A 22,129-nucleotide genomic window follows, 5' to 3' on the forward strand; every position below is an offset into this window, starting at 1 on the left:
CGACATGGCCAGACACGATAGCCGTGTAGGCTATGGCCTGCCTACGCTGCTCGCCGTTGGCTTGCACGTGCTGGTAGTGGTGATGAGCGTGATTACGCTACCTAGCCGCGAGCCGGAAGCGACATCGTCGTCGGTGGTGCAAGCCACATTGGTGAGTACCGAAACTACCACCGACCAGGCGCTGCGCGCCGAAGAGGCGCGCGCCAGGGCAACCCAGCGGCAGGCCGAGGAAGAGGCGGCGGCCGCAGACGCCGACGCGGCCGCCGAGGCCGAGCGTCAGCAGGCCGAAGAGGAAGCTGCCCAGCGCCAGGCCGAGCAGCAGGCGGAGCGCGAAGCGCTGCAGCAGGCGCGTGAGCAGGAGCGACTCGAGGCGGAAGCCGATGCCCAGCGTCGCGCCGAGGAGGCCGAGCAGCAGGCACGACTGCGCGAAGAGCAGGAAGCCGCGGCTGAGGCCGAGCGCCAGCGTCAAGAGGAGCAGCGCCGCGAAGCCGAGCAGCAGCGTGAGGCCGAGGCCGCCGAGCGGCAGCGCCAGGAAGAGGAGGCGCGCCGTCAGGCCGAGCAAGAGGCCGAAGCCGAGCGCCAGCGTGAGGCGGAGCGCGAAGCTGAACGTCAGCGCCAGGAAGAGGAGGCGCGCCGCCAGGCCGAGCAGGAAGCGGAAGCGCAGCGCCAGCGTGAGGAGGAAGAGGCGCGCCGCCAGGCCGAGCAGGAAGCCGAAGCGCAGCGCCAGCGCCAGGAAGAAGAGGCGCGCCGCCAGGCTGAACAGGAAGCCGAAGCGGAGCGCCAGCGCCAGGAGGCGGCTCGCGCTGCGGCCGAGGCGGCCAGCGATATCGACAGCCTGATCGCCGGCGAACAGGAGTCCATCGCTAACGCGCGGCAGGCCGAACAGGCGGCTAATAGCTTCCAGAATCTGGTGCGCAATGCGGTTGAGCAAGCCTGGATCATTCCGTCTGGCGCGGCGTCGGGCCTCGAGGCGACGCTACGGCTCGATCTGTTGCCCACCGGCGAACTGATTGGGGCTACCATTGTAAGTAGTAGTGGGGATGGGGCCTTCGATCGTTCGGTGATCCAGGCCGTCGAGCGCGCCGCTCCCTTCCGTGAAATGCGCCAGCTGCCACCGGCTGCGCAGAGTCAATTCCGGCAGTTCAATCTGAGATTTCGACCCGGGGATGTACGCTGATGAAACCCTTGCTGAACCTCTGGCTTATCGCCCTGTTGGCGCTGTTTGCCACCCAGGCCCACGCCAATCTGACTATCGAAATCACGCGCGGTAGCGACCGCGCCATTCCGATTGCCATCGTGCCGTTCGCCGTGGAGGGTGGCGGCTCGCTGCCCGACGACGTTGCACAGGTGATCAGCGATAATCTCGAGCGCAGTGGCCAGTTCGATCCGCTGTCGCGCAATTCGCTGATCGCACGGCCGAGTAGCAGCAGCGACGTCAACTATCGCGATTGGCGTGCCGTCGACGCCGACTACCTGGTGGTTGGGCAAGCCCAGGAAGAGGGCAGCCAGTATCGGATGCAGTTCGAGCTGATGGATATCTACGGTCAGCGGCGCATGATCGGCGAGGTGGTCACCAGTGATCGCAACGAACTGCGCAGCGCCGCCCACTACATGAGTGACCAGATCTTCGAGGCCATCACCGGTCTGCGCGGCGCCTTCTCGACGCGTATCGCCTACGTCACCTCGGAAGGCGCCGGTGATGATATGCGCTTTGCCCTGTATATCGCCGATGCCGACGGCCGTAACAGCCAGGAAATTCTCACCTCCAGTGAGCCGATCCTGTCGCCGGCCTGGTCACCGGATGGCACCAAGCTGGCCTATGTCTCTTTCGAGACCGAGCGCCCGGCCATCTATATCCAGGATCTCAACACCAGCCAGCGCGTCCGCGCCACCTCGTTCCCGGGGATCAATGGGGCGCCGGCCTGGTCACCCGACGGCCGCCGGCTGGCCATGTCGCTGTCCAAGGACGGTCAGCCGGAGATCTACATCATGGACATCGCCGGCCGCAGCTTCGAGCGCATGACCGACAGCAGTTCCATCGATACCGAGCCAAGCTGGTCGCCGGACGGTCGCAGTATCGTGTTCACCTCGGACCGCAGCGGTGGCCCGCAGCTCTATGAGATGGACGTCGCCAGCAAGCAGGTGGAACGCTTGACCTTTACCGGCAACTACAACGCCCGCGGTCGCTATTCACCCGACGGGGAGTCGCTATTTTTGATTCATCGTGGCAACGGCGGTTTTCAAGTGGCGCGCCAGGATCTCGGGTCCAATCGCCTCACTACGTTGACCGATAGCAGCGCGGATGAATCTCCTAGTGTTGCGCCGAATGGGAGCATGGTAATCTTCGCTACCCAACAGGGTAACAACGGTGTGCTGGGAGCAGTGTCGGCCGACGGACGAGCCGCGTTCCGCCTGCCCTCGGCACGAGGTGACGTTCGCGAACCCGCGTGGTCACCATTTCTGAACTGATCGACCATTAGTGTCATTCAATTCTTGCAAGGAGTTGAGCATGCAATTTTCATCTTACGCCAAAGGTCTGGCGTTGGCCGCTTCACTCGCTCTTGTGGCCGGCTGTTCCAGTAGCGGCGGCACCCAGGACGGGTCCATGGATGGCACCAGCGGCAGCGGTGCTGCCGGACAGGGCGCGGGTAGCGGCCAGGTTAGCGGTACCGGCATGAACGGTGGCAACGGCAGCCGCCAGGCCAGCGACGACCAGGGCATTCCCAGCGTTCGTACCATCTACTTCGACTTCGACCGCGATAGCATTCGCAGCGAGTTCGAATCGGTGCTCAACGCCCATGCCCAGTACCTGCGCTCCAATCCCAACGCCCGCGTGGTGCTCGAAGGCCACACCGACGAGCGCGGTACCCGCGAGTACAACATGGGCCTCGGCGAGCGGCGTGCCAACTCCGTTCAGCGCTTCATGAGCGTGCAGGGCGTCTCGCCGTCACAGCTCGAAGTGGTCAGCTACGGTGAAGAGCGCCCCGCGGTGCGCGGTAATAACGAAGACTCCTACGCCCAGAATCGTCGCGTGGTGTTCTCTTACTGAGCCACACCCGCCAGTGGAGTAAAGCATGAAACACAGCCTGAAAAGGCTGTGCGGCGCGGGAGCCCTGGTGCTCCCGCTGTCCGTTGGGGCCGCCCCGATCGTGGAGGACCTCTCGGCACAGCAGCAGCAGTCGCGCAGCTTTTATGAACAGACCGAAGTACGCGAGTCGGGGGGCGGCAGTCTGCTGCTGCTCAACCAGCTGGAAGAGAATCAGCGCCAGATACAGCAGCTGCGCGGCCAGATGGAGGAGTTGCGCCATCAGCTCGAGCAGATGCGCCAGCTGAACCAGGAGCGCTACATCGACCTCGAAGAGCGCTTGGCCGCGGTCGGCACCGTGGGGGGAAGCCCCAACGTCGACCCTGGCGCCGCGCAGGAGGTGGCTGCTGCCAGTGGTGATGGCAGTGGTGCTCAGGCGGCCTACCAGCAAGCCTTTCAGCAGGTGCAGGCACGGGATTTTCCGGCTGCGATTGCCGCCTTCGAAACCTTCGTCGGCGACTATCCTGATCACGATTTGACGGCCAATGGCTACTACTGGCTGGGTGAGCTGCACTCCGCCGAGTCGGATCTCGACCAGGCCGCCTCGGCATTCCAGACAGTGATCGACGACTATAGCGGCAGCAACAAGGTGCCGGATGCGCTGTACAAATTGGCCCTGCTGCACGCCCGCCAGGGCCAGCCAGACGCCAGTCGCGAGCTGCTCGATGAGCTGATGGAAAGCTACCCGGACAGCAATGCCGCGACCTTGGCCAGCGAGTTTCTCAATCAGTCCGGCCTTTGACAGCCGTTGCCAGAGGAGTCCAGATGTCCTGCATGATCGACTATCACGCGCGCCCCGACCTGCTTGCCGGGCGCGTCATTCTCGTGACCGGTGCCGGCGACGGCATTGGTCGCGAAGCGGCCAAGGCCTACGCTGCTCACGGCGCCACGGTGATTCTGCTGGGTCGCACCGTGCCTAAACTGGAAGCGGTATACGACGAGATCGAGGCGGCCGGTGGACCACAACCGGCGATCTTTCCGCTCAACTTCGAAGGCGCGACCCTCAAGGATTTCCACGACATGGCCGAAACGCTCGACAAGGAGTTCGGTCGGCTGGATGGCGTTCTGCATAACGCCGGATTGCTGGGTCGTTTGACACCCTTCGAGCAGTACAACCCGGCGCTGTGGGAGCAGGTAATGCAGGTCAATGCCAACGGCCCGATCTGGATGACTCAGGCATTGATGCCCTTATTGCTCAGCAGTGACGATGCGTCACTGGTGTTCACCTCGTCGAGCGTGGGGCGCAAAGGGCGTGCCTACTGGGGCGCTTATGCCGTCTCCAAGTTCGCTACCGAAGGGTTTATGCAGGTGTTGGCCGATGAGTTCGTCAATAATCCCGGCATTCGCATCAACAGCCTCAATCCTGGCGCGACCCGCACCCAGATGCGCAAGACCGCCTATCCCGGTGAAAACCCCGATAGTTTGCGTCGTGCCAGCGAGATCATGCCCACCTATCTATGGCTGATGGGGCCCGACAGCCGCGGTGTTACCGGCCAGCAGATCGACGCGCAGCCGCCGCGTAGCTGAGCGATCATTCGGCAGCCGGCCCCAGCGCCGGTTGCGCGGATTGGTTTCATGGCTCTCCCATGTTTCTCAACAGCGCGCCGACCAGATCGGCCGGCGTCTCGAACCACAGGTCCGCCGGCCAGCTGCCGATGTCGTCTTCCTCCGCTATATAGCCATAGCCCACCGCCACAGCGATCATGCCGGCGCTGCGAGCGGCCTGCATATCGCGCAGGTGATCACCGATATACCAGCACTCGTCGGGTGTCACCGAGAGGCGACGCGCAGCTTCCCAGAGTGGCTCCGGCGCTGGCTTCTTGAGCGGCAAGTCGTCGGCACATAGCAGGGCGCCTGGCATCAGTTGCAAGGCATCGATAAGCGGCGCGGCGTAGGCACGTGGCTTGTTGGTGACGATCCCCCACGCCCGCGGTTGCTGCGTCCAGTGCTCGATCAGCCGGTCAAGCCCCTCGAAGAGGCGACTCTGACTGGCGACATCGCGTCCGTAGGCGTCAAGAAGAAAGCTGCGTGCGGCGCCGTGATCGGCATGCTCTCTATCCAGCCCCAGTGCCAGATTGACCAGCGCACTTCCGCCGTTTGAGACCTGGCTGCGAATCAGTGGGTAGGGCAGCGGGGCGAGGCCATGGTGGGCACGCAGTTCGTTGGTGGCACGCGCCAGGTCGGGGGCGGTATCCACCAGGGTGCCGTCGAGGTCGAAGAGTAGACCGCGCGGTATGGCATCGAGGTTGGCTGTCTTCATGGCAGGTCGCGGCTGGCGTGCAAGAGGTAATTGACCGAGACATCCCGTGGCGCCAACCGGTAGTGGCGAGTCAGGGGGTTGTAGACCAGACCACTCTGCTCACGCACCTTGAGCCCGGTGGCGCGGCACCAGCTGGATAGCTCGGCGGGACGAATCAGCTTGCGATAGTCGTGGGTGCCACGGGGCAGCAACCTGAGCAGGTACTCGGCGCCGAGAATGGCGAAGGCATAGGCCTTGGGATTGCGATTGATGGTCGAGAAAAACACCTGGCCCCCGGGCTTGACCAGCGTCGCGCAGGCGCGCACCACCGAGGCCGGATCGGGCACGTGTTCGAGCATCTCGAGGCATGTCACCACGTCGAATTCGCCGGGGTGATTGGCCGCCATCTGTTCGGCACTGGCCTGTCGATAGTCCACCGTCACACCGGACTCCTGCTGATGCAGGCGCGCCACGGCGAGCGGCGCCTCACCCATATCGATGCCGGTGACCCGGGCGCCACGATGGGCCATGGCCTCGGCAAGAATGCCGCCACCACAGCCGACATCGATGACCGTCTTGCCGGCCAGCCCTGCGCGGGCATCGATGAAATCGAGGCGCAGGGGGTTGATATCGTGGAGCGGCTTGAACTCGCTGTCTCGGTCCCACCAGCGGCTAGCCAACGCCTCGAACTTGGCGACCTCGGCGTGATCGACGTTGCCTTGGTGTTGGCTGTCGTCATGGTGCTGCGCCGAATCCTGTGTGGCTGTCATCTCGTGCCTCTTGCTGTGCATCGGGGTCGCCACATTCTACTCTGTCAAAGGCCGGGTTGTCCGTCTAGGCCGCAACGAAAGGGACGACTGTCGCCGACCCGCGTCATCCGCTGCGCGGATGGCTATGGCATAATCGACTGGCATTCACGATCAGGAGGGATCCCGATGATCCGCAAGGCCGTACTTCCGGTGGCTGGCCTCGGCACACGCTGCCTACCCGCCTCGAAAGCCATTCCCAAGGAGATGATCACCATCGTCGACAAGCCGGTCATCCAGTACGTGGTGGAAGAGGCCGTAGCCGCTGGCATCAAGGAGATCGTGCTGGTCACCCACTCCAGCAAGGCGGCGATCGAGAACCACTTCGACAAGCATTTCGAGCTCGAAGCCAGCCTCGAGGCCAAGGGCAAGACCGAGCTCCTCGAGGAGCTGCGCAACATTATTCCCGACGACGTCAAGATCATCAGCGTCCGCCAGCCCGAGCCGCTGGGCCTTGGTCATGCCGTGCTCTGCGCGCGCCCGGTGATCGGCGACGACGAGCCTTTCGCGGTGCTGCTACCCGATGTGCTGGTCGACGATTACGGTCTCGACGGCAACGACCTGGCGGGGATGATCGACGCCTTCGCCGCCAGTGGTCAGTCTCAGATCATGGTCGAGAACGTGCCCAGAGAGATGGTCTACAAGTACGGCATCGTGGCCATCGACGGCGAGTCGCCAGCGGCTGGCGAGTCTGCGCCGATGGCGCAGGTGGTCGAAAAGCCCAAGGTCGAGGAGGCGCCCTCGACCCTGGCGGTGATCGGCCGCTATCTGCTGCCCGGTGCGATCTTCCCCCTGCTCGCCGAGACACCACCCGGCGCCGGCAACGAGATCCAGCTCACCGACGCCATCGATACCCTGCGCGGGCGTGAGGGGGTGGCAGCCTATCGCATGCGAGGTGCCACCTATGACTGCGGTCACCAACTCGGCTATCTCGAGGCGATCCTGGCCTTTGCCAAGCGCCATCCCAAGTATGCCGAGGGGTTTTCCGAGCTGCTCGACAAGTACGCTGCCAAGGAGTGACCTACGATGCGTGTCTTTGTACAGGGAAGTGAGCTGGCGGCGGCCACCGCCGCCGCGGCCCTCGCCAGCGTCGGCCATCGGGTGGTATGGCTGACCCTGCCCCAGAACCCGTGGCGAGAGCTCGAGCAGGCCGACTGGCTTACCCGCGAACCAGAGCTGCTGCACCAGCTCAAGGAAGCCGAACGCGGCGGTGCACTGCAGATTTGTCAGGACGATATTGGCCTGGCCATGCAGGCCGGTGCCGAACCCGTCGATGTGCTGTGGTTGGCGCTCGCCCCCGACCAGCGCGAGCTGGCCACGCGCAGCGTCGATCAACTGGCCGGGGCGCAAACCACGCCGTTGGTGCTGGTCAACAATTCGACCTTTCCGGTGGGGGATACCGAACAGCTCGAGGCACTGCTCGGTCATGCCGGCCAGGTCGCCGTGGCGCTGCCTGACATGCTCGAGGAGGGGCGCGCCTGGCAGTCCTTCACGCGGCCCAGCCGCTGGCTGCTGGGTTGCGAGGACGATCACGCCGCCGCCCAGGTGCGCGAATTGCTGCGCGCCTTCAATCGTCGCAGCGATAGTTTCCAGCGCATGCCGCGGCGCGCTGCCGAACTCACCAAGCTGTCCATCAACGGCATGCTGGCGACGCGCATCAGTTACATGAACGAGGTGGCTGGGCTGGCCGACTCGCTGGGGGTCGATGTGGAGCATGTGCGTCAAGGCATGGGCGCCGATCCGCGTATCGGCTACCAGTATCTCTACCCGGGCTGCGGCTTCGGCGGCCCCAACTTCTCCCGTGACTTGATGCGTCTGGCCGACGTGCAGTCGGCCAGCGGTCGTGAGTCTGCTCTGCTCGAACAGGTACTGGATATCAATGAGCACAAGAAGGAGACGCTGTTCCGCAAACTATGGGGACACTTCCACGGCCAGCTGGAGGGGCTGACGGTCGCGATATGGGGGGCCGCCTTCAAGCCGGGAACGGCGCGCATCGACCACGCCCCGGTGTTGACCCTGCTGCGAGCGCTATGGGCCCAGGGCGTCCACGTGCGCCTTCACGATCCGGCGGCACTACCCGCGCTGCGCAAGGAGATCGGCGAGCATCCGCTGCTGACGCTGTGCCCGGCAGATCCCTACGAGGCGTGTGAGGGTGCCGATGCGCTGATGCTGGTCACCGAGTGGAAGTGCTATTGGAACCCGGACTGGCGGCGTCTCGGTGAGGCGTTGGGTAAGCGTCTGGTGCTCGACGGGCGCAATATCTATGATCCCGCCTACGTGGCCGCCCGCGGGCTGGTGTATCGCGGTATCGGTAGACGCGCAGACCCCTGAGTCAGGCAGTGCCTGCAGACACAAGCCGCCTGCCATGCAGGACGGCTTGTGCTTGCCGTGGAGGAGGGCTCAGCTGGCATTCTGGTTGACGAATTCCCAGTTGATCAACTGCCAGATGCCTTCCAGATACTTGTGGCATGCGTTGCGATAATCGATGTAGTAGGCGTGTTCCCACACATCGACGGCAAGTAACGGCGTCTGCCCGTGGGCAATCGGGGTGTCGGCATTGTCGGTGTTGAGGATCTGGAGGCCGCCATCGGTAGCCTTTATCAGCCAGGTCCAGCCAGCGCCGACGTGGCCGAGGGCATGGGCGTTGAAGCGTTTCTTGAAGCCGTCGAAGGAGCCGAACTCGGCGACGATGGCCTCAGCCAGCGGACCTTGCGGCTCACCGCCGCCGTTGGGCGACAGGCAGTGCCAGTAGAAGGTGTGATTCCATGCCTGGGCGGCTTGGTTGAATAGCCTCCCGGAGGTGGACTGGATGATCTCTTCGAGCGACTTGTGGTCGTGCTCGGTGTCTGCCACCAGTGCGTTCAGCTCGGTCACATAGGCGTGGTGATGCTTGCCATAGTGGTAGTCGAGGGTTTCAGCGGAAAGATACGGCTCGAGGGCATTCTTGTCGTACGGGAGTGCCGGTAATTCGAATGCCATCGCCTGTTACTCCTGAAAAAAGCCCTTACGATGCAACCATATATGCGTAAGCGGTGTCGCCAGATCATAGCAGCCTAGGGTATGCTCGCCAATGACGAGGGTATCTTGCGATGGGCTACTGCCAGCCATGACTGCTCCTCGTCACCTGACGCTCTCACGGCAAGGAGTTACCCAATGGCCGAGCGCCCGGAGGATCAGCGCCTTTCGTCGCCGATAGTCCCCGATGTCAATGCCAGTCTGACCGCCAACCACCTGCGCCAGCCTCGTAGCGCGCGGCTGTGGCCGTTGTGGCTGTCGGTGCTGATGCTGATCGTCGCCCTTGGCGGATTGGGCTTTGCCGCCTGGCAGGAACGGCAGCTGATGCAGCGTGAGCTGGATCGACTCGAAGGGCAGCTGTCCAACGTGCATGCCCGCTTCGACGGCTTCGATGAAGAGCAGGACAGTGAGCTCGAGCCGATCACTGAGCGCCTGGGGTCGTTGGGTGATGGCCAGCAGGCGCTGCGTGATCGCCTCGAGGAGCAGGAGCAGCTGATCGAATCGATCCGCGTGGCCAGCGCGGAAGACGAAGCCGTCGATCGGCTCGCCACACGCCTGGAGGCTCTTGGCGAAGACGTGGAGGCCCTCGACGCCCTGGTGGGCGTGGTGCGCCAGTCGCTGGATGCGCTGGAGGAGGGCGGTGAGCAAGCCAGAGCCACCCTTGCAGCGCGCCTTGACCGGCTCGAGTCGCGCACCGAGGAGCAGGCCCCCATCCTCGATACGCTGCGTGATGAATGGCGCGATCTCGAACCCCGGCTGGCGAGTCTCGAAGATCGGCAGCAGCAACTTGCCACGCGTCTCGAGGAGGTCCCCGATGTCGATCCTCAGCGCCTCGACGCCTTGGCCGCAGATCTCGAGGCGCTCGACGTGGCCCTCGAGCAGTTCGACGAGGCACGCGAGGACGACCGGCAGGAAGTGGCAGAATTGCGTGAGCGCCTGAGCTCGACCCGGTCAGAGCTCACCGAGATCCGGCAGTCGCAGCTCGCCACCAGCGCACAACTGGAAGCCCTGCAAAGCCAGCTGGGAAACTGATATGGAATGTCGCGCCTTGATGCGCTTGGCGGCGCTAGCCGTCTGCCTGACAAGCCTTACGCCAGCCTGGGCGCTAGAGGCAGAAGTGGTGGGCATCGACGGGCGTCCTGCCGACAATATCGTGCTGTATCTCGAGGGCCTGGATGCTGCCGAGTACAGTCAGTCGCGTCTCGAATCGGTGGTGCGCCGGCGCAGCATGGAGGCGCTGCGGGTCTATGGCTACTATGAGCCCCAGCTGCAGCTGGGGTTTTCCGGTGATCCGGTCGAACGCGCCACGATCATGGTCGAGCCAGGTCCTCAGGTGCTGATCCAGACGCTGAATTTTGAGGTGCACGGTGAAGCGCGGCGCGACCAGCCGTTTATCGACGCCCTCGAGGCCTTCCCTCTCAGCGAGGGCGACCCCCTTGAGCACGCCCCCTATGACCGACTGCGCAACCGCCTTTCGGCACTGTCGCTGGAGCGCGGCTACTTCGATTCGCGTTTTATCGACCGACGCATGGAAGTGCGCCCCTGGGAGCAGAGCGCACGTCTCTACCTGAACATGGAGAGTGGCCCCCGCTACCGCTTTGGCGAGCCTCGCTTCCATGGCAGTCATATTGATGAGGATCGTCTGCGCCGCATGCTGCCATTCGAGCCTGGTGACCCCTATTTGGCCGGCGACATCGCCCGTTACAACCAGCGCCTGGGTCAGAGCAACTGGTTCAGTTCGATCAGCGTGCGTCCCCGAATCGGCGGCGATGCCAGCCTGGCGCTGGACGCACCTGCCGGGCCTGGCTGGTGGCGGCAGGCCGAGCTGCAGGGCGATGGAGCCCCCGCAGCGCCTCCTGCGGAGACGCCCGTCGAGGGGCCGATCATCAGCGCCCAGGCACTCGCCGGGGTGAGAAGTGTGACGCCGCAGCCGCTGGATGTGCCTATCGATGTCAATCTGGTGCCCGCGGATCGCCACCAGTTCGAGGTCGGCGTAGGCTATGCCACCGATGTCGGGCCGCGACTGCGGTTTGGCTGGAACCAACCCTGGATCAACAGCCTCGGCCACAGCCTCAATCACGATCTGTTCCTATCTGGTCCGGATCAGCGCTTCACCGGCGAGTATGCAATTCCACTGGAGGATCCGCTGCGCGACAGCTACCGCCTGCAGTATGGCTTCCGTCATCGCGACAGCGACGACACCCGCAGCCTCGAGGCCTCGATAGAGCTGGCCAGGCGCTGGGAGTTCGATAACGGCTGGGTGCAGAGTGCCTACCTGCGTAGCACCTTCGAAGACTTTACCCAGGGCGTCGACGATGATCAGACCTTCCTGCTCTATCCGGGGATCAGCTGGTCGCGCACCCGTACCCGCAATCCGCGCTTCCCGAGCTGGGGCGACCGTCAGCGCGTCGCCTTCGAATACTCCAACACCGCCTGGGGTTCGGATATCGAGTTCTTCCGCACTACGCTTGATTCGCAGTGGATACGCATGCTCGGGCGCGACAATCGCTTTATCGGCCGCCTTGGGCTGGGCAGCATCGAGACGTCGGAGTTCGAGCGCATGCCACCGTCGCTGCGTTTCTTCACCGGTGGCGATCGCTCGGTGCGCGGCTACGCCTACGAGACACTCGCGCCGCGTGACGAGGACGACGCCCTGCTGGGGGGGCAGCAGCTATTCACCGCCAGCCTCGAGTACCAGCGCCGGGTCACCGGTGACTGGTGGGCGGCCACCTTCGTCGATACCGGCGACGCCTTCGATAACTGGGGGCCGAGTCAGCTCAATACCGGGGCAGGGCTCGGGGTGCGCTGGATATCCCCGGTGGGGCCGATCCGCTTCGATGTGGCTCACCCCTTCGATGATGACGATAACGACTGGCGAATCCATTTCGCGATAGGACCGGAGTTCTGACCATTACTCGATTGATCTGGGCGCTGATACGCGCCGCGCTGTGGCTGCCACTATGGCTAATGGGCCTGGTCATTTTCGCGCTTGGGCTTGCGCTGTCGCCCTGGGGCACCGGCGTGCTGCTGGAGCAGGGCCAGCAGCGCGGCTGGTACACCTATGATGCCGTTGAGGGGGCGCCGCTCGACCGCCTGCAACTGGAGGGTCTGCGTCTGGAAGCGGGACCTGCCAGCGTCAGTCTGGCGCAGTTGGAACTGGCCTGGGCCGACGACTGCCTGCTCAGTGGACGCCTGTGTATCGATCGCCTGGCGGTCAGCGGGCTCAGCGTCCGCTTGGCGGCGGGTGAGGCCGAGCCTGAGGCGGACGAGCCGGCCGCGACCGACACGCCCCGCGATCCCGCGCCGATTTCGCTGCCGTTTCCGATCGAGCTGCGGGCCCTGTCCCTCGACGATGTCGATATTCAGCTGGGTGACGGTACCCGCCTGCACTGGGACAGTTTCAGCAGCGGGGCAGGCGCCGAAGGCAGCGAACTCGAACTCTACGCCACTCAACTGGTGGGTCTGCGCGTCATGCTGCCGCTGTCCGCAGGTGCCAGGCTGGCGTTGCCCGCCGACGGCGCTTCACCACGTCTCAAGGCCGACGCCATCAATGCCGCGATTGCCGTGCAGTCGCCGCTGCCCGCCGTGGCGGCCGCAGAATTGGAGGGCGTGGCGAGCGTGCCGCTGGAGGAGCGTGAGCGCCTGACGCTGCCCGAGATCCATCTGCCGCTCAACGTCAGCGTGCCATCACTGGAGATTCTCGACAGCGAGCTGCACGGCCCCATGGAGTATCGCGTCGAGCGCGTGGCACTGGCGGTCAGCGCGGCGGGGCAGCAGATCGATCTGACCAGTCTCGACGTGGCCACCGCCGACGCTGAGCTGTCGCTGGCGGCAAGCATCATGCTGCGCGACGACTATCCGCTCGAGGCTCGGCTCGACGCTGAGCTGAGCCTGCCGGAGCTCATGCCGGAGCTTGCCGGTGAGAGGCTCAGTCTCACGCTGGCTGGCAGCCTGGCGGCACTCGATGCACAGCTGAGCATCGCCGGTCAGGCCAACAGCACGATCACCGCCCGTCTCGATGTGCTCGATCCGACGCTGCCGATGCGCGTCACCGCCCGCGCCGAGCGGCTCGAATGGCCACTCCCCGCCATGCAGGAGCAGCGCGGCGACGAAGCTCCCCCCCCCTATGTGCTCAACGACCTGGTGCTGCGGTTTGAGGGCAGCTTGCTCGACTATCAGGCGGCGCTGTCGGTGAACGCCGAAGGTCCCGAACTGCCGGCTACGCGGCTGGCCCTGGCCGGCGCCGGGGATCTCGAGCACTTCGCCTGGACGCCGCTGTCGGTCACCGTGGATCAGGCCGGCTCACTGATCAGTCACGGCGAAGTGCGCTGGTCAGAGGGGCTGGATGTCAGCACCCGGCTGCAGCTCAACAACCTCGACCCCGGCGCCTTCACCGATGCAGTGCAGGGCCGACTCAGCGGCAACGCTGCGCTGAGCTTTGCCCAGTCTTCTGAGGGTTGGGCACTGGACGTACCCACTCTAAGCATTCGCGGTGAACTGCAGGACCTGCCGCTGGCGTTGGATGCCGAACTCAGCGGCAACAGCGAGATGCAGTGGGATATCGCCGCTCTGGACCTGCGTCAGGGCGACAATCGCCTCACCGCCCAAGGCCGAGTCGCCGAGCGGCTCGACCTGCGCGGGACTCTCCGCGCGCCCGAGCTTGCCACTCTGTCGCCGGAGCTCGGCGGCAGCCTGCAGGGCGACTTCGACGTGGCCGGCACGCTGGAGTCACCGCAGATTCGCCTGGACCTGGTCGGCGATTCACTCTCTGCTGCCGACAATCGCCTGGAGCAGCTATCGCTAAGCGCCCGGGTCAGCGGCCTTGACGATCCAAGCCTGGAAGCGGCCCTCCAAATCGATAGCTTGAACGCCGGGGGACAGCGTTTCTCGAGTGTCACCCTGGATCTGGATGGCCGCCTCTCGGCGCATCGCCTGGAACTCGAGGCCATTGCCGGACGCGGCATGCCGCTGTCGCGAGCCGCCCTGGCACTCGACGGCAGCATGAATCAAGCTCGCGACCGCTATCAGGCGAGTCTCTCGCCGCTTGAGATCGACAGCGAGCATGGCGATATTCGCCTCGACCAGCCGATCGAACTGGTCGCCAATCTCACGGCGGGCAGCGTACAGGTGCAACCCTTCTGCCTGGTCTACGAGCGTGGTGGGCGCCTGTGCGTCACCGACACACTGCGCGCCAGCGGCGAGCAGGGCAGTGCGGCCCTGGCGATTCGCGAGCTGCCGATGTCGCTGCTCGAGGAGTTCATGCCCGAGGGCTGGTCGGTGGAGGGCGAGACCCAGGCCGATCTGCTCGCCGAGTGGGCGGGTGGCGGCGCGCGCTGGTCGCTGGATCTCGGGCTGGGGAGCGACGTGGCGATAAGCGGTCTGGATGCCTATGGCCAACCCTGGGACCTACCGGTATCGCGGCTACGGCTCGATGTCGACGCTACCCAGGCCCGCGCCGAGGCCGAGCTCAGCCTGTCGCTGGCCGATGCCGGCGACCTGCGACTGATCGTCGATATCGACGACCCGGTCAATCAGGGGCCCATGAGTGGTCGCCTGGTGCTCGACAATATTCGCCTCTCCCCTTATCAAGCGCTGGTTGCCGATATGCAGACCCTCGAGGGGGCGGTAAGCGGCGACGTTGCCATTGCCGGTAGTCTGGCTTCGCCAAGCCTCGAGGGCGATATCCGTCTGAGCGGTCTGGAAGCGCGCGGTGGCGATGTGCCAGTGGAGGTGCGCGACGGCAACCTGGAGATTCTGTTGGCCGGCGATCGCGCCGATATCCGCGGTTTGATCGAGGCCGAGCAGGGCCAGCTGGCCATCGACGGCAATGCCCGTTGGCCGAGTGCCGACGCCTGGCAGGCCTCGATCAGCCTCGACGGGCGCAGCGACCCGCTACTCGCCGAGTTGCCCGATATCGGCCGTCTGCGCCTTGCCCCCCATTTGACCATCAACGTCGACCCTGAGCGTCTCGAGGTGCGTGGCCTGGTCGAAGTGCCCTGGGCGCGCCTGGAAATCGGCCAGATGCCCGCCTCGGCGGTTACCCCTAGCAGCGACGAGATCATTATCAGTGAGCGTGATGAGCGACGCGCGGAGCGTGAAGCGGCGCGTGCCGCAGAGCGCGCCGAGGAGGGGGCTGATGAGGCCACCTCACAGGCGTTGGCGGATGCCGGTATTCAGCTCGATGTGCAGGTTGATCTCTCTCTGGGACCCGACATGCTACTCGAGGCTTACGGGCTGGAGAGCGGACTGCGCGGCAATCTACAGGTGCGTCAGCAGACCGGACCGGTGCAGCTGTTCGGTGAGGTCAATCTGGTCGACGGTCGTTTCCGTGCCTTTGGTCAGGACCTGCTGATTCGACGCGGCCAGCTGCTGTTCAGCGGCCCCGCAGACCAGCCGCTGCTCGACTTCGAGGCGATCCGCAACCCCAATGTCACCGAAGATGATGTGATTGCCGGGTTGCGCGTGACCGGCGCCGCTGAGGCCCCCGATCTGCAGGTGTTCTCGGAGCCGTCGATGGACGAGGGGCGAGCCCTGTCCTATCTGTTACGCGGTCGCGCACCGGGTGATGGCGATGCCGATGGCGCGCTCGCCTCGGCGCTGATTGGCCTCTCGCTATCCCAGACCGGCGGTGCGGTGGGGCAGATCGGCCAGGCGTTCGGTGTCGACGATCTGGCCCTCGAGACCGCCGGCACCGGTGACGAGAGCCAGGTGCTGGTCAGCGGGCAACTGACCGATGATCTGCGGATCAGCTACGGCGTCGGCATATTCTCGCCGATCGCCGAACTGACGCTGCGCTATACGCTGTGGCGTAATCTCTACCTGCAGGCTGTCTCAGGTACAGCACAGGCCGTTGATCTGGTCTATAGCTTCAGCCTGGGGCGGGCCGAGGAGGCCCGTTAAGGGGCACATTGACGAGCGAGGAGAAGCACATGCCGATGGCTGACAAGACATCCCTGGTCGAGCCCGAGCGCGCGCTGCCGGGTCGCGATACACCGCTGCGTGTGAGTGGCCGGCATCTGGTCAATGGTGCCAATATGCTGCCACCGTTTCCGGCAGGCCTCGAGGAGGTGGTGCTGGGGCTTGGCTGTTTCTGGGGTGCCGAGCGGTTGTTCTGGGAACTGCCCGGCGTCTACGTTACCGCGGTGGGCTACGCTGGCGGCTATACGCCCAATCCCACCTATGAGGAGACCTGCACTGGCCTGACCGGCCACACCGAGGTGGTGCGGGTGGTCTTCGATCCTGCACAGCTGCCGTTTGCCGCCCTGCTGCAGGTGTTCTGGGAAGCCCATGATCCGACCCAGGGCATGCGCCAGGGCAACGACCGTGGCAGCCAGTACCGTTCGGCGATCTACACCACCAACGACCCTCAGCTGACCACAGCCACCCACAGCCGTGAGGATTACCAGCGTGCCCTCGAAGCCGCCGGCCGCGGTCCGATCACCACCGAGATCGCGCCACTCGAAGTTTTCTATCTGGCCGAGGAGTACCATCAGCAGTACCTGGCCAAGAATCCCAACGGCTACTGTGGACTGAAGGGGACCGGCGTCAGCTGTCCGATCGGCTAGCTGAAGGGATCGATTGTCCGCTGGCGGCGCTGCCAAGCGCCGCCCAGTCATTGAGCTGTTCTCCGACGCGTCGTGCCAGCCACGAGCGTAGGCCGCCGCGGCGGTACTCGAGAAATCCGACATGGCCGCCGTGGCGAGCGATCTCGACGCGCACGGAATCCGACGGCGTCGGCAGACGATCGAACAGGTCGCCAGGCATGAATGGATCATCGGCGGCATGCAGGATCAACGTTGGCAGCTCGATATCGCCGAGCAGCCGGCCCGCGCCAGCGCGGCGGTAATAGTCGCTGGCAGAACTGAAGCCGTGCAGCGGGGCGGTGACTTCATTGTCGTAGGCCCAGAAACTGTCGAGCTCCTTGAGCTGGTGCGGTGACAGGGCTATTGGCATCGGCCCCTGAGCCATCTTGGCCATCACCTTGCGTTTCAGCGAGCGCAGCAGATGACGCTGGTAAACGCGGGCGAACCCGGTATTGAGCGCATCGGCGCTGGCGGCCAGGTCGAGGGGGGCGCAGATGGCGATGGCGCCGGCCAGATCGAGTCCGTCGCCGCCCTGTTCAGCGACCAGCTTGACCAGCATGTTAGCCCCCAGCGACACTCCAGCGGCGACCTTGATGGCGTGGGGGTAGCGCTGGGCCAGCTGACCAATCACCCAGTAGGCATCGGCAGTATCACCGCTGTGATAGGCGCGTGGCAGACGATTGGGCGCCTGACCGCAGCCGCGAAAGTGCATCATTACCGTCCGCCAACCGGCCTGCTGCGCAGCCCACAGCAGTTCCCGCGCGTAGGGCGAGTCGAATGATCCCTCCAGGCCATGGAAGAGAATGAACAGCGGTGCATCGTCGCGACTCGGCGCCTGACGCAGCCAGGTCAGTTCGACGAAATCACCGTCCGGCAGATTCAGAATCTCGGTGTCGCGCGCCAGCCGCCGCTTCGGCAGCAGCCGCGGCAGCAGGGTCTGGGCGTGACGATTGGTCAAGCCTCGCGGGGGACGAAACGCGGCGGGAACGATGGTGCGTGACATGCCAGACTCATTGGATGGACGTACTTCAAGCTTATCGTGCCTGGCGTACCGCGCAACCTGTATTAGACCTCGTGCTGTGCGATAGCGGTGAGGTCGCGTTGGCCTTGCTGGGTGATGACAATGTTGTCTTCGATGCGAATACCACCGCAAGGCGTGAGTTCCTCCACCAGTCGCCAGTCGATCTGTGCTGCCAGTGGCCCGTGACGCATCGGCTCGAGCAGCATCGGGATCATATAGCAGCCGGGCTCGATGGTGATGACCATATTCGGCACCAGCTTGCGTGTCAGGCGCAGTGCAGTGTCGGCCGCGGGAGGCGGCAGTGCTTGGCCGTCATCATCGAGCCGGCCACCCACGTCGTGAACCTGGATGCCCAGCGAGTGGCCAAGTCCATGCGGACAGAAGGCACGCGTGATGCCCTGAGCCACTGCCGTCTCGGCGGAGCAGCGTACCACGCCGTGCTCGACGAGCACCTCGGCAAGCTCGTGGTGCATGCGCTGATGCAACGCGACAAACTCGACGCCGGGCGCACAGGCGGCGACAAGGCGGCGCTGCAGCGACTGCATGGACGCAAGCAGTGAAGGGAAGATATCCGGGGCGTCACGCCCCGCCCAGGTGCGGGAGATATCGGCACAGTAACCTCCCTTGCGATGACCGGCGTCGACCAGCAGGCTGTGACGCTCATGGGGGGTATGCACGTCATAGTGCTGGTAGTGCAGCACCCCGGCGTGGCGGTTGATACCGACGATGCTGTCATAGGGCAGCGCCGATTCACGTTGACGGCTGGCGGCCAGGTAGGCGAGGTGAATATCCAGCTCCCCGCCACCGGCCTCGAAGACCTGATGCGCAGCGGAATGGCCGGCCAGCGCCTGGCGGTTGGCGTCGGTCAGGCAGGTCAGCTCGTGGGCAGACTTGCGCAGGCGGCCGAGATCCAGCGCCGTCAAAAGGGCGGGGGGGTTGAGGACGGCGCTCATGTCAGCGGCCTGTGCGGCGTCGAGATCACCGATCACCGCCCGTCGCGTTGCCGAACAGGCGGGAGGTGTCTGCTCATTGCTCAGCCGGATATCGAAGGCGTCGCACCAGGCGGCGTCCGGGCGCTGCGTGGGCAGGTGCCAGAAATCATCGGGAGCGTGGATCTGCAGCAGCGGTGGCTGGCCGGGGCGAATCAGCAGCCAGCTATGGCTTAGGGCGGGCATCGGCACCCAGTGCACGAAGTGGCCATAGGCGCGAAAGGCACCCATCTGATCATCGCCGTAGTGAGGCCTGGGGCTGCCGCTGTAGATCCATAGCGCATCGATGCCGGCCGCCTCGAGATGCCAGGCATAGGCCTGCTGCAGCGCCGCCAGGTGCGCCTGGTGCTGGTTAAGAGCGGAACGATTCACGTCGCTGCTCACGGGTCGATGGGATCGAGGCGATCCACCCGATACAGCTGCGGGACCTGATCGAGCCCCTCGACGGTGCAGTCGAGATCATTGACCCGGCCGTCGCCCAAGCCATAGACCCAGCCATGCACGGCGAGGGGTTGGCCGCGCTGCCAGGCGCGCTGGATGATCTTGTTGCGCGCCAGATTGTCGACCTGGGCCTTGACGTTGAGCTCGCACATGCGATCGACCTGCTCATCGAGGCTGAGATCCTCGAGGCTCTGACGGTGGCGGCTGTAGAGGTCACGCACCGAGTGCAGCCAGAAGTCGACGATACCGTTATCGCCGCCCTGGACAGCCGCCCGCACCCCGCCACAGCCGTAGTGGCCAACCACCATGATGTGCTTGACCTTGAGCACGTCGACCGCGTACTGCACCACAGAGAGTGCATTCATGTCATTGTTGTGCAGCAGGTTGGCGATATTGCGGTGGACGAAGACTTCACCGGGAGGCAGAGCGATGATCTGGTTGGCCGGCACGCGGCTATCCGAACAGCCGATCCACAGATAGTCGGGGTTTTGCTGCTGGGAGAGACGCGCGAAGAAGTCGGGATCCTGCTCACGCATTCGCTCGGCCCACTCGCGATTGCGCTCGAGCAGCGCTTGCATGCGTTCTTTCATGGCGGCAATACCTGTTGCGGTGGCATGGATGGCGCTTCTTTTACCCTGTGTCTAGCAGTCGGTCAACGTCGTGGCCACTCCCGAGGCCGCCCGATGACTGGTATCATCCACGCATCGTATCAATGCTTTAGCGTCTTTCAGGAGATATCAGTGTCCCAGTACGACTACGATCTTTTCGTCATCGGTGCCGGCTCCGGTGGCGTACGTGCCGCACGTACCGCGGCGGCCACGGGCGCCCGGGTAGCGGTAGCCGAAGACCGCTATCTTGGCGGCACCTGCGTCAACGTCGGCTGTGTGCCCAAGAAACTCTACTCTTATGCCGCACATTTTCATGATGCCTTCGACGACAGTGCGGGTTTCGGCTGGACGCTGCCTGAGGCACCGCGCTTCGACTGGGCCACCTTGCGGGATAACAAGATTACTGAAATCAAGCGCCTCAATGGCATCTACGGGCGACTGCTTGAAGGGGCCGATGTGACCCTGATCAACGCTCGTGCCAAGGTGCTGGATGGCCACCACGTCGACGTCGACGGCAAGACCGTCAGCGCCGAGAAGATTCTGGTCGCTGTGGGTGGCTGGCCCTGGGTGCCTGACTTCCCGGGCAACGAGCATGTCCTCGACTCCAATCGCGTCTTCGATCTCGACACCTTCCCCGAGCGTTTTCTGGTCCTCGGTGGCGGCTATATTGCGGTGGAGTTCGCCAGCATCTTCAATGGCCTGGGCAGCGAGGCCCACCTTATTTACCGTGGCGACTTGTTCCTGCGCGGCTTCGACCGCGAAGTGCGCGAATTCACTCGCGACGAAATGGCCAAGAAGGGCGTCAAGCTGCATTTCGAGACCAATATCCAACGCATCGACCCGGCCGGCGACGCCTATCGCGTCACCTTGACCAACGGAGAGGTCCTCGAGGTCGATGCGATACTCGCCGCCACCGGGCGCAAGCCGCACCTGCAAGGCCTCGGCCTCGACCAGTTGGACATCGCGCTCAATGACGATGGGACGCTCAAGGTCAACGAGCGTTACGAGACCTCGGTACCGTCGATCCTGGCACTCGGCGACGTCACCGGCGGACCCGAACTGACGCCGGTGGCACTGGCCGAAGCCATGCATATGGTTCAGCACCACTTCAGCGATGCACCGCCACGTCCACTGAACTATCAGAATATCGCCACCGCCGTGTTTTGCCATCCCAATATCGGCACCGTTGGGCTGTCGGAGGAGGACGCCCGCGAGCAGTACGGTGCGGTACGCGTCTACTGCGCTGATTTTCGGCCCATGAAGCACACCCTGTCGGGCAGCGATGAGCGATGCCTGATGAAGCTGATCGTCGATGACGAAAGCGACAAGGTCGTCGGCGCCCACATGGTGGGCGAGGAGGCCGGCGAGGTCATCCAGGGCATCGCCATCGCCGTGCGAGCCGGCCTCAGCAAACAGGATTTCGATGCCACGGTGGGCATTCACCCCACCGGCGCCGAGGAGTTCGTCACCATGCGCAGCGTAACCCGCCGCTAGCCATCGACCTGCCATCAAGAGGCCGCCTGCGGGCGGCCTCTTGCATTGAGTCGTGGCCATCCACTTGCGCAGATTTGCGCTAGACTGGATACGCAGCATCGTTACGTGGTCTCGCACTGCAACCGTCAACGCGCAGGGCGCTTGTCAGTGTGAATATAATTCAGGGTTATGGATTCTGCGCTGCACGATAAAGGCCTTTTTGATTTATCCATAAGCGCTTGTTATCATGCGGGGCAAATTCGCCAATTGCGAAGTATAACGATGAACGTATCCGCACAGCCGTTTACGACTTCCGCCGATCTGGCCCGTCCCAGCGTCGCCGACGCCGTGGTCGGTAAATCGGCCCCGTTGTTTATCCGTAAGCCCAATCCAGATGATGGATGGGGCATCTATGAACTGGTCAAGGCCTGTCCTCCGCTGGATGTCAACTCTGCCTATGCCTATTTGCTGCTCGCGACCCAGTTTCGCGACAGCTGCGCCGTGGCAACCAACGAAGAGGGCGAAATCGTCGGATTCGTCTCCGGCTATGTAAAGAGCAATGCCCCGGACACCTATTTCCTGTGGCAGGTCGCGGTGGGTGAAAAGGCCCGTGGGACCGGCCTGGCACGGCGCCTGGTCGAGGCCGTGATGACGCGCCCCGAGCTTGCTGAGGTTCACCACCTCGAGACCACTATCACGCCGGACAATGACGCCTCATGGGGGCTTTTCAAACGCCTCGCCGATCGTTGGCAGGCGCCGCTCAACAGTCGCGAGTATTTCTCGACTGACCAGCTCGGCGGCGAGCACGATCCGGAGAATCTGGTGCGTATCGGACCTTTCCAGCACGACCGCATCTAATCCCCAATGTG

Annotated in this window: 19 protein-coding genes; 13 read left to right on the forward strand and 6 right to left on the reverse strand. The window is 64.3% G+C overall.

Going from position 1 to position 22,129, the window contains the following annotated elements; genetic code table 11:
* Positions 1–4 precede the first annotated feature (4 nt).
* The 5 genes from tolA to IEI94_RS00570 are packed head-to-tail and all read left to right on the forward strand — an operon-like array spanning position 5 to position 4,612.
* Positions 5–1,177 (forward strand): cell envelope integrity protein TolA, encoded by a 1,173-nt coding sequence (gene tolA, locus IEI94_RS00550; RefSeq protein WP_191164538.1) that lies wholly within the window; start codon positions 5–7, stop codon positions 1,175–1,177.
* Positions 1,177–2,469 carry a Tol-Pal system beta propeller repeat protein TolB gene (gene tolB, locus IEI94_RS00555; protein WP_191164540.1) on the forward strand — a complete coding sequence of 431 codons (1,293 nt, stop codon included), beginning with the start codon at positions 1,177–1,179 and terminating at the stop codon, positions 2,467–2,469. The genes tolA and tolB overlap by 1 nt, the downstream gene beginning before the upstream one ends.
* Positions 2,470–2,509: 40 nt before the next feature.
* Positions 2,510–3,049: a peptidoglycan-associated lipoprotein Pal gene (gene pal / locus IEI94_RS00560; protein ID WP_191164542.1), complete on the forward strand. Its 540-nt coding sequence runs from the start codon at positions 2,510–2,512 to the stop codon at positions 3,047–3,049.
* A gap of 25 nt (positions 3,050–3,074) precedes the next feature.
* A complete protein-coding gene (gene ybgF, locus IEI94_RS00565) occupies positions 3,075–3,827 on the forward strand; it encodes a tol-pal system protein YbgF (RefSeq protein ID WP_191164544.1) in 753 nt (250 codons plus the stop codon).
* A gap of 23 nt (positions 3,828–3,850) precedes the next feature.
* On the forward strand, positions 3,851–4,612 hold the full coding sequence (locus IEI94_RS00570; protein WP_191164546.1) for a YciK family oxidoreductase: 762 nt from the start codon (positions 3,851–3,853) through the stop codon (positions 4,610–4,612).
* A 46-nt stretch (positions 4,613–4,658) separates the two neighbouring features.
* Here IEI94_RS00570 and IEI94_RS00575 read toward each other — a convergent pair whose 3' ends face one another.
* Positions 4,659–5,345, reverse strand: coding sequence for an HAD family hydrolase (locus tag IEI94_RS00575; RefSeq protein WP_191164548.1), 687 nt, complete (start codon positions 5,343–5,345; stop codon positions 4,659–4,661).
* Positions 5,342–6,094, reverse strand: coding sequence for a bifunctional 2-polyprenyl-6-hydroxyphenol methylase/3-demethylubiquinol 3-O-methyltransferase UbiG (gene ubiG, locus IEI94_RS00580; RefSeq protein WP_191164550.1), 753 nt, complete (start codon positions 6,092–6,094; stop codon positions 5,342–5,344). The genes IEI94_RS00575 and ubiG overlap by 4 nt, the downstream gene beginning before the upstream one ends.
* Positions 6,095–6,259: 165 nt before the next feature.
* Here ubiG and galU point away from each other — a divergent pair, with 165 nt between their 5' ends.
* Together galU and IEI94_RS00590 are read left to right on the forward strand one after the other, a co-directional pair.
* Positions 6,260–7,150 carry a UTP--glucose-1-phosphate uridylyltransferase GalU gene (gene galU, locus IEI94_RS00585; RefSeq protein WP_191164552.1) on the forward strand — a complete coding sequence of 297 codons (891 nt, stop codon included), beginning with the start codon at positions 6,260–6,262 and terminating at the stop codon, positions 7,148–7,150.
* A gap of 6 nt (positions 7,151–7,156) precedes the next feature.
* The gene (locus IEI94_RS00590) at positions 7,157–8,461 is read left to right on the forward strand and encodes a nucleotide sugar dehydrogenase (RefSeq protein ID WP_191164554.1); all 1,305 of its coding nucleotides are present in this window, start codon (positions 7,157–7,159) and stop codon (positions 8,459–8,461) included.
* Between the two features lie 69 nt (positions 8,462–8,530).
* Here the strand turns inward: IEI94_RS00590 and IEI94_RS00595 are convergent, their stop codons facing one another.
* Positions 8,531–9,109: a superoxide dismutase gene (locus IEI94_RS00595; RefSeq protein WP_191164556.1), complete on the reverse strand. Its 579-nt coding sequence runs from the start codon at positions 9,107–9,109 to the stop codon at positions 8,531–8,533.
* Between the two features lie 174 nt (positions 9,110–9,283).
* Here IEI94_RS00595 and IEI94_RS00600 point away from each other — a divergent pair, with 174 nt between their 5' ends.
* Genes IEI94_RS00600 through msrA form a run of 4 tightly spaced genes read left to right on the forward strand, consistent with a single transcriptional unit; the run spans position 9,284 to position 16,710 of the window.
* The gene (locus IEI94_RS00600) at positions 9,284–10,177 is read left to right on the forward strand and encodes a hypothetical protein (protein ID WP_191164558.1); all 894 of its coding nucleotides are present in this window, start codon (positions 9,284–9,286) and stop codon (positions 10,175–10,177) included.
* 1 nt (position 10,178) lies between these two features.
* Complete coding sequence (locus tag IEI94_RS00605; RefSeq protein WP_191164560.1) at positions 10,179–12,053, forward strand: autotransporter assembly complex protein TamA; 1,875 nt, start codon at positions 10,179–10,181, stop codon at positions 12,051–12,053.
* 11 nt (positions 12,054–12,064) lie between these two features.
* Positions 12,065–16,045, forward strand: coding sequence for a translocation/assembly module TamB domain-containing protein (locus IEI94_RS00610; protein ID WP_224749845.1), 3,981 nt, complete (start codon positions 12,065–12,067; stop codon positions 16,043–16,045).
* 29 nt (positions 16,046–16,074) lie between these two features.
* Positions 16,075–16,710 (forward strand): peptide-methionine (S)-S-oxide reductase MsrA, encoded by a 636-nt coding sequence (gene msrA / locus IEI94_RS00615; protein WP_224749846.1) that lies wholly within the window; start codon positions 16,075–16,077, stop codon positions 16,708–16,710.
* On the opposite strand, the gene IEI94_RS00620 is transcribed toward msrA, so the two are convergent.
* The 3 genes from IEI94_RS00620 to can form a co-directional block, all read right to left on the reverse strand.
* Positions 16,691–17,731, reverse strand: coding sequence for a hydrolase (locus IEI94_RS00620; protein ID WP_191164562.1), 1,041 nt, complete (start codon positions 17,729–17,731; stop codon positions 16,691–16,693). The two genes, msrA and IEI94_RS00620, sit on opposite strands and share 20 nt — an antisense overlap.
* A gap of 62 nt (positions 17,732–17,793) precedes the next feature.
* Positions 17,794–19,110: a Xaa-Pro dipeptidase gene (gene pepQ / locus IEI94_RS00625; protein ID WP_191164564.1), complete on the reverse strand. Its 1,317-nt coding sequence runs from the start codon at positions 19,108–19,110 to the stop codon at positions 17,794–17,796.
* An 8-nt stretch (positions 19,111–19,118) separates the two neighbouring features.
* Positions 19,119–19,769 carry a carbonate dehydratase gene (can, locus tag IEI94_RS00630; RefSeq protein ID WP_191164566.1) on the reverse strand — a complete coding sequence of 217 codons (651 nt, stop codon included), beginning with the start codon at positions 19,767–19,769 and terminating at the stop codon, positions 19,119–19,121.
* A 150-nt stretch (positions 19,770–19,919) separates the two neighbouring features.
* Between can and gorA the strand changes: the two genes are divergently transcribed.
* Both gorA and ectA read left to right on the forward strand, forming a co-directional pair.
* Entirely contained in the window at positions 19,920–21,281 is a 1,362-nt protein-coding gene (gene gorA / locus IEI94_RS00635; RefSeq protein WP_318153331.1) for a glutathione-disulfide reductase, read from the forward strand.
* 261 nt (positions 21,282–21,542) lie between these two features.
* On the forward strand, positions 21,543–22,118 hold the full coding sequence (ectA, locus tag IEI94_RS00640; RefSeq protein ID WP_191164570.1) for a diaminobutyrate acetyltransferase: 576 nt from the start codon (positions 21,543–21,545) through the stop codon (positions 22,116–22,118).
* The last annotated feature ends 11 nt before the right edge of the window (positions 22,119–22,129 follow it).

The organism is Halomonas sp. ML-15 (genome assembly GCF_014779595.1).
Classification (GTDB): domain Bacteria; phylum Pseudomonadota; class Gammaproteobacteria; order Pseudomonadales; family Halomonadaceae; genus Franzmannia.